9 protein-coding genes are annotated in these 12,197 nt (G+C 56.2%); 6 read left to right on the forward strand and 3 right to left on the reverse strand.

The genetic code is table 11. From position 1 onward, the window contains the following. The first annotated feature begins 15 nt into the window (after window positions 1-15). The 6 genes from kdpC (at window position 16) to GE107_RS09570 (ending at window position 7,766) form a co-directional block, all read left to right on the forward strand. Window positions 16-624 carry a potassium-transporting ATPase subunit KdpC gene (gene kdpC, locus GE107_RS09545; protein ID WP_219639466.1) on the forward strand — a complete coding sequence of 203 codons (609 nt, stop codon included), beginning with the start codon at window positions 16-18 and terminating at the stop codon, window positions 622-624. Between the two features lie 66 nt (window positions 625-690). After that, window positions 691-3,027: a universal stress protein gene (locus GE107_RS09550; RefSeq protein WP_219639467.1), complete on the forward strand. Its 2,337-nt coding sequence runs from the start codon at window positions 691-693 to the stop codon at window positions 3,025-3,027. A 43-nt stretch (window positions 3,028-3,070) separates the two neighbouring features. Beyond that, window positions 3,071-5,668 carry a sensor histidine kinase gene (locus GE107_RS09555; RefSeq protein ID WP_219639468.1) on the forward strand — a complete coding sequence of 866 codons (2,598 nt, stop codon included), beginning with the start codon at window positions 3,071-3,073 and terminating at the stop codon, window positions 5,666-5,668. 7 nt (window positions 5,669-5,675) lie between these two features. Continuing rightward, window positions 5,676-6,377 (forward strand): response regulator, encoded by a 702-nt coding sequence (locus tag GE107_RS09560; protein WP_219639469.1) that lies wholly within the window; start codon window positions 5,676-5,678, stop codon window positions 6,375-6,377. A 100-nt stretch (window positions 6,378-6,477) separates the two neighbouring features. Continuing rightward, entirely contained in the window at window positions 6,478-6,822 is a 345-nt protein-coding gene (locus GE107_RS09565) for a hypothetical protein (RefSeq protein ID WP_219639470.1), read from the forward strand. Window positions 6,823-7,127: 305 nt separating this feature from the next. After that, window positions 7,128-7,766, forward strand: a complete 639-nt coding sequence (locus tag GE107_RS09570) for a hypothetical protein (RefSeq protein ID WP_219639471.1) — start codon at window positions 7,128-7,130, stop codon at window positions 7,764-7,766. A 135-nt stretch (window positions 7,767-7,901) separates the two neighbouring features. Here GE107_RS09570 and GE107_RS09575 read toward each other — a convergent pair whose 3' ends face one another. The 3 genes from GE107_RS09575 to GE107_RS09585 form a co-directional block, all read right to left on the reverse strand. After that, window positions 7,902-9,515: a glycosyl hydrolase family 18 protein gene (locus tag GE107_RS09575; protein ID WP_219639472.1), complete on the reverse strand. Its 1,614-nt coding sequence runs from the start codon at window positions 9,513-9,515 to the stop codon at window positions 7,902-7,904. Window positions 9,516-9,643: 128 nt separating this feature from the next. Next, window positions 9,644-11,089, reverse strand: a complete 1,446-nt coding sequence (locus GE107_RS09580; RefSeq protein WP_219639473.1) for a hypothetical protein — start codon at window positions 11,087-11,089, stop codon at window positions 9,644-9,646. Window positions 11,090-11,134: 45 nt separating this feature from the next. Next, entirely contained in the window at window positions 11,135-12,031 is an 897-nt protein-coding gene (locus tag GE107_RS09585; protein WP_255570359.1) for an alkaline phosphatase family protein, read from the reverse strand. Between the last annotated feature and the right edge of the window lie 166 nt (window positions 12,032-12,197).

Consider the following 12,197-nt stretch of genomic DNA (forward strand, 5'->3'; position numbering starts at 1 on the left):
AGAGGAAGAAAGCCCATGAATAAAACCGCCAGCCTGCCTGAAGCCGTCGGCGGCGCCTCCTATGCGGGAATCGCCATCCGGGCGAGCGTCGTGTTCATCCTATTGTGCGGCATCGTGTACCCGCTTGTCTGCACAGGCCTTGCCCAGCTGCTCATGCCGGACCAAGCAAACGGCAGCTTGATCCGTAACGCATCCGGTCAAGTCGTGGGATCGGAGCTCATCGGACAGAAGTTCTCGGATCCGAAGTATTTCCAAGGACGCGTGTCCAGCATCGACTACAAGGCCGAGGCCTCCGGTTCGAACAACTACGGGCCGTCCAATCCGATACTGCTGGCACGGGTTCAAGCATCAATCGAAGCCTGGAAGAAAGACAATCCGGACGTTCCGATATCCGAGCTGCCCATCGCTCTCCTTACGAATTCCGGCTCCGGCCTTGATCCGCACATTACGCCGGAGTCCGCGGCCGTGCAAATTCCCCGAATCAGCCGTTTGACGGGGATCTCTGCGGATGAGCTGAGGAAGCTGGTCGACATGCACACGGAAGGACGTGACCTCGGCCTGTTCGGAGAACCGCGGGTCAACGTGCTGAAGTTGAATCTCGATGTGCAGACTTTGTTAAAATAAAGAGACTGTGCCCTGCGGATCCCCATGGAGCCGCAGGGTGTTCATGTGTCAAGGGGAGAGCTCGGCATGGGAGGGTTCAGACGGAAGACGCCCGAAGAATTGTTGTATTCAATCTATAAAATCCAGCGCGGCAGACTCAAAGTATACATTGGGGCCGTGAGCGGAACCGGCAAAACCTATCATATGCTGCGTGAAGGACAATCGCTGAAAGAGCAGGGCATCGACGTCGTCCTATGCGCCGTATCCACGATGCGGCGGCCGGAAACGGTGGAACAGACGGCCGGATTGGACCGGGTTCCAAGCATCCATTGGATGAAGGGAAGCGAGGAGAAAAAGGACCTGGACTTGGATGCGCTGCTCATGCGGAATCCGGAAGTCGTGCTGGTGGACGGACTCGCGCACCGGAATCGGCAAGGAGCCAAGCATCCGACGCGTTGGGATGACATCCAAGCCCTGCTTGGCCATGGGATCAGCGTCATCACGACGGTTAACGTCTATGAGTTGGAAGAAATGTCGGAGCTCGCCTATAAGCTGACCGGCATCAAACCGGAAGCGACGATTCCGGCCGATACGCTGGAGCTGGCGGACGAGGTCCGGCTGATCGACGTCAGTCCGGAGAAGATTCTCAAACGGCTCGAGGAGGGGAATCTCGGAGGCATCAAGGATCCGGGATTGTTCAAGCGCGGCAATGTCGGGAAGCTGCGCGAGCTTGCGCTGCGGCTCATGGCGGAAGACGTGAACGAATCGCTGGAGAAACACCGGGAAGAAGAGGGATTGCTCGGACCTTCGGGAGCGGCCGAACGCATCCTCGTCTCCGCCCAATACGTCTGGAACGGTTCGATTTACATCCGGCGCGGGCAGCAGATCGCCAAGCGGCTTGGCGGAGATATGAGGGTCGTCACGTTCGTTCGTCCAGGCAAGCCTCTGTCTGCCGATTCCGCGGCATTCAAGCGGTCGATCGTCAAACTGGCGGAGAAAGTCGGAGCGGAATTCGAAGAGCTGCCGGTTGCTTCCAGACGCCAAGTCCCGGCGATCCTCGTTCGATACGCGATGGAGAACAACGTGACCCGAATCATCCTGGGACATTCCAAGATGACTCCGCTTCAGGAATTCTGGAAGGGCTCCATCGTGAACGGCATCTTGAAGCGCATCAAGAACGTGGACGTGTTTTTCGTCGCGGACCGCGCCGACCATGAGGGGGAACGGGTGCTTCCGGCGATCATGAAGCAGCGTTCGGACGGATCCGCTTCATACCGCCGGTTAAGCGAGCAGGAAGTGGAGCAGAAAATCGGACGGATCAAGCGGGGAAGATTCAAGGTTTATATCGGCGCCTCGCCGGGTGTCGGGAAGACGTACATGATGCTGAGGGAAGGCAATGACCTGCTCGGAAAAAACATCGACGTTTGCATCGGTCTTCTCGAAACGCACGGAAGGAAAGAAACGATCGCGCAGGTGGGGGAACTTCAGACGGTCCCGCGCGCAGTCATCGATTATCGGGGCGTCATGCTCGAAGACATGGACGTTCCGGCGATCATCGCCCGGAGACCCGAGGTCGTGCTGATCGACGAATTGGCGCATACCAACGTTCCCGGCAGCAAGAACAAGAAGCGCTACGAAGACGTTCTGGAAATACTGGAAGCCGGCATTTCGGTGATTTCCACCTTGAACGTTCAGCATCTGGAGAGCCTCAACGACGCGGTGGAGCAAATCACGGGCGTCCGTGTCCGCGAAACGGTTCCCGACAGCATCCTCCATATGGCGGATGAAGTCGAGCTGATTGACGTAGCCCCTAAGACCCTTCAAGATAGAATGAGAGAAGGGAAGATCTATGCGCCGAACAAAGTGGACCAGGCGCTAGGCAACTTCTTCAAAACGGGTAATCTCATTGCTTTGCGCGAGCTTGCGCTGCGCGAAATCGCGGACGACGTGGACGAACGGTTGGAATCGTGGGAACGAAACGGTTCCCTGCGCGGTCCGTGGCGCAAGCGCGAGGTCATTTTCGTAGGCGTGACCGCAAGTCCCAATTCCGAGAGACTGATCCGGAGGGGCTTTCGGATCGCGCACCGTCTCAAGGCGGATTGGCATGTCTTATACGTTCATGCGGGAGAAACCCGCGGCAGCGATCTGGAGAATCGGCTAGCGGCTCTTCACGATTTGACCTTCCGCCTCGGGGGGAATTTCGCGGTCGAACGGGTCGCTTCGCGAAACCGCATTCCGGATGTCCTTCTGTCCAAAGCCAATGAATATCGAAGCACGCAGATGATCGTAGGCCAATCCAACAGAGGCTGGTGGAGCTCTCTGTTCCGGAAATCGGTCGTGCGGGCGGTGCTGCGACGCGGCCGGCATATGGATGTTCTTGTCGTCGCGGATTATGATCCGAATATGAAAAAAGCCGAAGACTGAAGAGGTGAATGGAGTGGTGCCGGGACGCGGGAGGAAGGGGAGGTTGACCCTGTTTCTCGGGGCTGCCGCAGGCGTCGGAAAAACGGTTGCGATGTTGAAGGCGGCGGCGGAGAAGAGGAAGGAAGGCGTTGACGTTTTGGTCGGATGCCTGGAAACGGAACTTTATCCGGAGACCGAGCGGCTGCGCGAGGAACTGAATTTGCCGGAATGGCCGAAAAAGGGCGCCGATATGGACTTCCAGGGGATCCTCAGGAGGCATCCCCAGCTCGTGATCGTCGATCGTCTCGAACAGGTGAATTCCCCTGCGGCCATGAAGCCGAAGCGTTACTTGGATGTGGAAGCCATCCTCTCCATGGGAATCGATGTCTACACCTCGATGAATATCCAGCATGTGGAGAGCTTGAACGACCTTGTCGCGCAAATCGTAGGCTGGCATGTGAAGGAGACGGTTCCCGACACCTTTCTGGAGCAAGCCGACCGCATTCAATTGATCGACCTTCCGACGGACGAGGTCATACGCCGGTACCATCACCGAATCCACGAAGAAGGCGAAGACGAAAAGAAGCGCAAATGGTTCCGTCCCGGCAACATCGATGCCTTGCGGGAAATGGCGTTCCGGTACGCCGCCCAGCGGCTCGACAGTCAGCTCGTGCAATATATGCAGGCCCAGAAAATCGCGGGTCCATGGCCGGTCGCCGAGAAAGTGATGGTGTGCGTAAGCAGCAGCCCCTTCTCCAGGCGGTTGATCCGGCTGGGCCGGCAAATGGCAGCAGGCTTGAAAGCCGATTGGATTGCCGTATACGTGGACTCCTCTCCATGGACGGCAGGCCGCAGGCAGGACGAGCTGGCCCGAAACCTGCAGCTCGCGGAAGAGCTCGGCGCCGAGGTGGTCTCCGTCACGGGCACGAATATCGCCGAAGAACTGCTGTCGATTGCAAGCAGCCGCAACGTGAAGCAAATCATTATCGGCAAACCGAACCGGTCCCGAATAAGCGAATGGTTTGGCGGCTCCGTCGTCGAGAAAGTGATCCGAAACAGCCGCGGCATCAGCGTCCATGTCATCCCGGGCAAGCCGAAATCGATTCCCGTCAAAAGCGCGGCATCCCGCCCGCTGAAGCCGATCTCATGGATGCCTTACATGGGGATCACTTTACTGGTCGCTTTATTAACGGTCCTGCTGCATGCCTTCGAGCTCGCGTTCGACTTGGTGAACATTGCCCTGATCTACTTATTGCCCGTATTGTTCAGCGCCATGTACGGGGGAATCAGACCGGCAGTCTATGCAGCGGTCATTGGCGTGCTTGCGTTCGATTTCTTCTTCGTTCCGCCGGTGTTGAGCTTTACCGTGGCTGACTTGCGGTATTTGGTCTCTTTCGCCGTTTACCTTGCCGTAGCCGCACTAACCGCAAGTCTTGCCGCCCGACTGAAGCAGCAATTGATCCATGCCAAGCTGAGGGAGGCCCACACCGCTTCGCTCTATGCTTTAAGCCGCCAAATGGGCGCCATCACGGACATCCGTTCCGTGCTGGAGAACGTGTCCCGCCAAGTATCGCAAACAATGGGAACCGAGGTCGTCATCTATTTGCCCAACGATAAGAAGGAATTGGAGCTGGCGATCCGCTCCTCGCCGAATTCCGACTGGGGCCGGGGACAATCGGAACGGGCCGTTGCGGGCTTGGTTTACGAGCATGGAGAAACAGCCGGGAAAGGCACTAGCACCTTGCGCGAGTCTCCCGGGTTTTACGTTCCGCTACGCACGGAGGATCGGGTCTATGGCGTTTTGGCGGTCAATCTGGATGGGGTGAATATGGTGCCTTCGCCGGAGAATCAACGACTGCTGGAAGCGCTGGGCGGCTTGGCGGCGAGCGCGATCTCCCGCGTGCAATTGGCCGAGGAAGCGAAGATCGCGCATCTGACCGCGGAATCGGAGAGGCTGCGTACCGCACTCCTGGATTCCGTCTCCCACGAGTTGCGAACTCCGCTTGCTACGATCATCGGTTCCGTGACCGGCCTCATCGACGCCGAAGGACTTTTTACCAAGGAAGAGCGGATGGATTTGCTGTCGACGATCCGAGACGGCGCTTTGCGCATGAATCGCCTGGTTACGAATTTGCTCGGAATGGTACAATTGGAAAGCGGCATGCTTCGTCTCCGCAAGGCATGGTGCGACGCGGGGGAGATCGTCGGGGCGGCTTTATCGCAGATGAAGGAATTTCAGCAGCATCGAATGATCAAGGTCTCTCTTCCGCCCGAGTTGCCGTTGATTCCCGGAGATGAGGCTTTGCTTGAGCAGGTTGTGGCGAACGTGATCAGCAATGCCATCAAGTACTCGCCGGATTTCAGCGAAATCCGGATTTCGGCAGAAGTCGCGGACAGCAGGATGGTCATCTCCGTTGCCGATCAAGGTGTCGGGCTGACGCCGGACGACCATGAACGCATTTTCCATAAATTTTATCGATCGCAAGCCACGAAACACGTGCCCGGAACGGGGTTGGGACTTGCGATCTGCAAGGGAATCGCCGAACTGCACGGAGGAACGATTACCGCGGAGCCGAATGAAGGCAGAGGTACGATTATTCGGCTCGCGCTTCCCCTTGGCGAAGAAAACAATCGGGGTATTCCGTCTCAAGAAGGAGAGTAATGATCGCATGTCAGACCGAGAGAGTGGCGCCCGCATTCTGATCGTCGATGACGAGCCGCAGATCCGGAAATTGTTGAAAGTGACCTTGCATGCGCACCGATACGAAATCCTGGAAGCCGGGTCAGGCGAAGAAGGCGTTTTGCAAGCTTCGACAATGCATCCCGATCTCATCCTGTTGGATTTAGGGCTTCCGGACATTCCCGGAATGGACGTTCTCGGGCGCGTACGGGAGTGGTCGGGCGTGCCGATTATCGTGCTCACGGCGAAAGATCGGGAAGAAGACAAGATCGCGGCGTTGGACGGCGGCGCCGACGATTATGTCACGAAGCCGTTCGGCATGGGGGAGCTGGTCGCCAGGATCCGCGTTGCGCTGCGTCATGTGGCGAAATCCGAAAACGAGCCCGTTCTCCAGTTCGGGGAACTCATGATCGATTTGGCCGGGCGGGCCGTAACATTGAACGGTGAACGGGTGAAACTCACACCAACGGAGTACGATCTCTTGAAGGTGCTCTCGTCGAACGCCGGGAAAGTCGTTACGCAACGGCAATTGCTTCAGCAAGTTTGGGGCGGCCATCACCATGAATCGGACAGCCATTATTTGCGCGTATATATCGGGCACCTGCGCAAGAAGCTTGAAGAGGACCCCGCGCGTCCAAGATTCATCTTGACGGAACCGGGGATCGGGTACAGGTTTCTTGCGGGCGACTGAGCGGTGACTCCGAATCCTCTTCAGGAACGTATAAGAGAGAGGAAGAGCTTTGCGCCGGATCAAAACGCATTCGGCAATATGCTGAAGGAGCCATCAGAGCATGATTCATTTTTTTCATTCCTCGTTCGATGCTTATAACGGAGTGGAAATCGCATTCGATGCCAAAACGTGCACGATCCACCTCTTAGAGAAAAACGATGGGCGGAGACGTCTGGCCGAAGGCATCGAGTTCGTGCAACAACAGATCACGCATCAGAGCCCGTTTTTTTCGAATCCGACATGCCAAGAGATTCGCTGGCTATTCTATCGTCCGGAAGGAATCGTCGAAGAATATCGCCAAGGGGAATGGATCGAACTGAACATGAGCCACAAGGAAATTTATTTGCCGTTTTCCAAGAAGATGATGATGCAAAAGGCTTGCAGCAAGATCAATGGGGGCATGTAGTTTTCCATTTCCTGCAACCTCCGCTGGAATGAAGGGCTCCTCCTTCCGAGAACGATGAATTAATTGACAATGAGAATCATTATCAAATAAAATGAGGGAGGTAGTGGATTTAAACGTAAGGATGTGACCGTATGGTTTCACCATTTCTGTTGGTTTCAGATGAGGCCGATTGTCCGTCTGCCTATATTTCATCCGTGAGTGCGAGCACCGACGGGATGTTCGCCGTTGCATCAGGTCAAGTGATTTTCCGTAAACGCGGTGACGGCAAATGGTCGAGAGAAGATCACGGGCTTCCGGAAGGAACCATGGTGAACAGGATGCAAATGTTCGAAGGAACGCTGTACGTATGCACGAACATGGGGTTATTTTACCATGATTCAAATCGGTGGCATCCGACGGATATTCGGATTCCATGTTATCAGGTCAAGAAACAAGGCGATTTTGTCGCCGCTGCGACGGAGTACGGTTTGTGGTGCAAAAACGGCAACCGTTGGGAGTGCGTCGCATACCCGAATACGATCGTCTATGAACTGCTCCTAACGCCTCAATATTACATCCTCGGCTTTCCTGACGGGATCTCTCTCTATGACCGTCTGACGGGCTCATGGGCGGAATTTCCACTCCAAAGCGCCGTTACCGTTCTGGAGGCGTATCGCGGTTTTCTTCTTGGCGTGACGCTGGAAGGAAAATTGGTGCAAGGGAATAAGAAGGGCGAAATCCACGAATTCGGTTTCGAAGGCCTGTCCATCTATTCGCTTAAGTTAACCGAAACCGGCGTATTCGTTTGTTCAAGCCGAGGATTGTACCGCTTGGAGACGATCGGGTCAACCTTGTTTTTGCGATCCATGCTCACCGGATATCCGGTGAGCGATCTGCATTGCAGCGGGGACTGCATGTATCTCGCAACCCTGTTTCAGGGATTGAAAAAGGTTGAGTTATTGTAAGGTGCACGGAGAACCGCCTGCAGGAACGGAGACCGGACAACACGGTCGCCTGCAGGCGGTTTCTGTTCATCAAGATATTAGAGTTACATGTGGATAGGAAATATTACAGCAAAGCCCACGAACCGGGTTATCCTATCAGAAGCGGTAAGACGAGAACCTCATGGCGTTGCGCAGGCTGACCCAGACGTCGGGACTTTCGCCGCCCATATACCAGTAAGCATAGCCGGCGATCGCCCGCTCTTCGCCCATCGCGGCTTTGGCGGAGAGCGACCGGCCGTCTTCCAGCCACAGCGAGTGCAGCTTGCCGAGATCCGTATACTCCGCGGTATATTGTCCGATTTGTCCGTTCCAGACTGTGTTGACGTTTCGGGTCATGATTTCGTCGTTCTGGCGGACCAGACTCCACTCCTCGGCGGTCACGGACGAAGAATCGCCTGCCGCCGCCCAGTCCCGCGTGTAGAACGGCATCGCCAAGATCGCCTTGGCGGCGGGAACTTGAGACAGCAAAGCATCCAGTCCCTTCGTAACCCAAGGCAACGAAGAGACGGAGCCGGCCGGGCCTCCGTTCCAATGCTCGTCGTAACCCATGAGGACGATATAGTCCGCGTTTTTCCCCAAAGCCGCGTAATCGTAGGCGTCCGTCCAGTCGGAATGCGTGTCCGGGGAGAGACTCACCGAGAGCGAAGCTGGAACGGCGTCGAGCGCCTTGGCCAGATCGGCGATAAATTGCGCAAACGTGCTGCGGTCCTGCGGATCTACGTTCTCGAAATCGATATTGAGCCCGTCGATTCCTTTATTTTTCACCTCGTTCGCTAGATAGGTCACGACCGCGTTCCGTTTGGCGGCATCCGACAGCATGTCATGCGTCGTTTGCCGGTTGGAACGGTTGCCGACCATCGCCCACACCTTCTTCCCGTGCTGATGGGCCCACGTCAGGAGAGAAGCGTCGACAGACGTATTCGACATCCCCGCCTTCCCGAGAAAATACCACCGGGGAGACAGCGTGTTTACGTTGGAAGAGAGAACCTCATTCTGAAACTGCTCGGTCGTCTGGCCGTACTGCCAGCCCAGCTGGATTTTCATGTCCGTCTTGGACCGGATTTGACTTGTCCAGCCGCTCCGCTGCAGGATATTGTCCATCATGACGGCGGCTTCCTGCCGGGTGACCGAAGCGGTTGGGCGGAACTTCGCGCCGTCTCCTCGCATCACGCCAAGCTCCTTCATCCGCAGCACCGCGGTGACCGCATACGATGCGATTTGGTCCTGGTCACCGTATCCCGTTTGCGAAGACCCGGATACAGGCAACTTTTGTTTGAGCGCCCGGCTTATCATGACCGAAGCGTCCTGGCGCGAAACGAGGCTTGCCGGCCCGAACTTGTCTTCGGCAGTGCCGGTCACGATTCCAAGCTGGGTCGCCGCTTGCACCCAAGGGTAATACCACTCGCCGACCGGTACGTCCGCGAATGCGGAAATCGCGGCGGGAACCGGTTCAAGCGCGAACAGTCGGTCCAGCATCGTCACCAGCTCCGCGCGGGTAATCGCTTTGGCGGGCTCGAACAATCCGTCTCCGGTTCCTTCGATCAAGTCCATATCGTATAAACGCACGATCGCGTCTTTCGCATAGCTCATGGAAATATCGGGAAAAGGAAGCTTCGTCGTCGCCGCAGTCGATCCGGAAGCCGCGAGAGACGGGGAAACGATAGAGAAATAGAGAGATAGGCAGGCCAGGAATGACGTAAAATTCCTCACCCGCGTTCGTCCGCGCGACATCCGCCTCACCTGCGCTTCCTCTTAGAGTCGTAGAACAACCCTATTCTACTGATGGAAGCGCTTCGATTCCTATGCCTAAAATGTTGGCAAGAGGAGGGGACGTCAGTTCACGGCCGGACAATGGCGAAGACGCTGCCGTAAGGTCCCGTGAACACGGGCTCTCCGAATTCCCGCACCCAATCGCGGTACAGTTTGCCGGACACCCCCGCGCGCGTGATGACGTATTCCGGTTTATCATCGCGGACGATTTCCGGCAAATATTCCCCGTACCCGTACATGGACCGCTGAAACGCGTTCCAACCGAGCGCCCCTTTCGATTCGTCGGTGACGAAAGGGTCCTGGCGCCCGTCGCACAAGACGTTCCCGCCCCGGAACATGACGTAGCCGGAAGCTCCGTACGGGGCCATCACTTTGGGGCGGTGTCCGGTTGCCGTCTGCTGCAGAAGATAATCCATTTCCTTCACAGGATACTGGGTCTCGTTCACGCGGGGCGGAAAAGCGCAGAAGTTGATCGCGATGTTGACCGACAACCCGATCGCCAGGCAGAGAAGCAGCGTCCGGTTGTCAAACCGAGCGCGCAGGTTGCGCAAATAAGCAATTTCCTCCGGCAAAGTGGCGGCGAAATAAGGGATGAACAGCCACATGAACAGATTCTGCTTGAAGCTGGACACGCCCAAATAGAGGATGCCTAGCATGAACAGATAACGGAACGGTTTGCGGTGCAGCGTGAAAGGGAGGATGGCCGCGAAAAACAGGAGAAGCAGCAAAATCGGAAAATGGACCGGCTTGGCGAACGGAATCGGTTGCCACTCGTTAATGAGCATGTTGAAATCGCCTTTGGTGACGGTAAGGATGTACAGGATGCTCTTCGGTCCGCCCGGATTCGCGAGACCCGCGAGCAGTACCGCCCCGAAAGCCGCCGCATGCCGTTTCGTCCATCGTTTCTCCCACAAGGTCTCCAGGATGGCCATCCCCGTGAAAGCCGCGATCACGAGCCAGACGCCCGCGTGAAAGTTGGCGACGGCCAGCGACAGGACGATCATCCCGATCGTTTGGAAGGTACGGGGTTTCATCTGGAAACCGCGCAAAAACACGACGAACCAGACGATCATCCACGCGGATACCATCTGGGGGCGCGTCGCGAAATAGTTGTAGTAAATCCAGCAAGCCGCCAGAAGGACGAGCGGCAGCAGAGCCGGATGGCGTTCGTGCAGGCCGATTTCCATGCGGGATACGCTTGTCAGCCGATCCATCCCCAAGATCAGAAGCAGCAGGCAGACGGCGGTCAGCAAGTAGGCGCCAGGCCATCCGAACGCCGAGTACAGCAGCGCGAGTACGATTTGAAAAGCGTATTCGTGCGGTACATAAGGCAGCTTGTCTCCGTAGAACGTATGGATCGCATGGTGAAGCACCGTCCGGTGGTCGACCATATAGCGGCCCAGCTCCAGGTGCCAAAACGTATCCGGATCGTTATAAGAGTAGCGGGGAAACATGAGAACGACGGCCAGGACGACCAGCATCCCTAATACGGCGGACAGCTTCGCGCTTTTCATCCGAAACCCCTTTTTCCCGAATCATCCTCGCTTTGACGTTACGGCTTAGGCTTTCCAAATGTCCAGCGCCTTTGCTTTCCGGCTCTCCCCGAGAGCGGGCAAACCGTAAAGATCCTCGATCGTCCGCAATACGCTAAAATGGTTGGATTTCTGCGCATACGTTCCTTGTTTCACCATCGGACCTACGAAAATGGTAGGGATTTTGTTCTTCGAGCCGTAATCGTCCTCATCCCAAGTCAAGAGGAACAATCCGTTATGCTTCTCTGCCCATTCCACGTAGGGGGACAGATTCTTCTTGAGCCAGTCGTCGGCTTGCTTGACGGTTCCGTCGTGAATGTCGTGGTCCAGGTTCGGCACCACGATGGAAACGGTCGGGAGCCGGGCGAAGTCTTGGGGAAAGCTGTCGAACGGCATATTCGCCGCGGACGGGACGTTGGTGAAGTTGACCCACGGATTGTGCTTCCGGGCATATTTGAAGGCAGAGTCGTACGATCCGTCGAAGCCGGTTTTCGGCAAGCTTTCCGAATATCCGCCGAACGTGTATCCCCGCTTGATCAATTCGGAGGCCAGATTGGGCGCGCCCGATTTTTTCTTCGGCCTTTTGTCGTCCTTGATCCCCTGGTTGGAGCCGGAAAACAAATCGTAATAATTGGGTTGGCTGGGATGTTCGACGGCATAATGATTAACTAAGTTGGCGCCTTTTTTCATCAATTCGTTCATGTAAGGCGCATCGGGATTGTGGTAAATTTGCTTAAACGAATGGTTTTCTTCGATCACGATCACGACTTTATCCGGCTTGGGCGTTGTTTTCGCGGAAACGGGAGCCGGAGCGGCTTGCGGAGCGTCAGGTGCCGTCAAGGCTTCTCCCCCTGCGGACGTGCAGGAAGCGAGGACGGACACCGTGATGGCCACCATGGAAACGATGCGTATGTAGATCTTCATATGCGGAACTTGCTCCTCGGGATCCGACGTGTGATGTTGCGCCCCATTATAGAACAAGCCTTGCGGCATGGCAATGGCGGGGAATCGTTTACACGGTTTTAAGCTTTCTTTCATCGCGGCTTAATGATTGTGGATTAGAATGCAAGGGGATGTCGAAGATTCAGGA

Source organism: Cohnella sp. CFH 77786, from assembly GCF_019400745.1.
Classification (GTDB): domain Bacteria; phylum Bacillota; class Bacilli; order Paenibacillales; family Paenibacillaceae; genus Cohnella.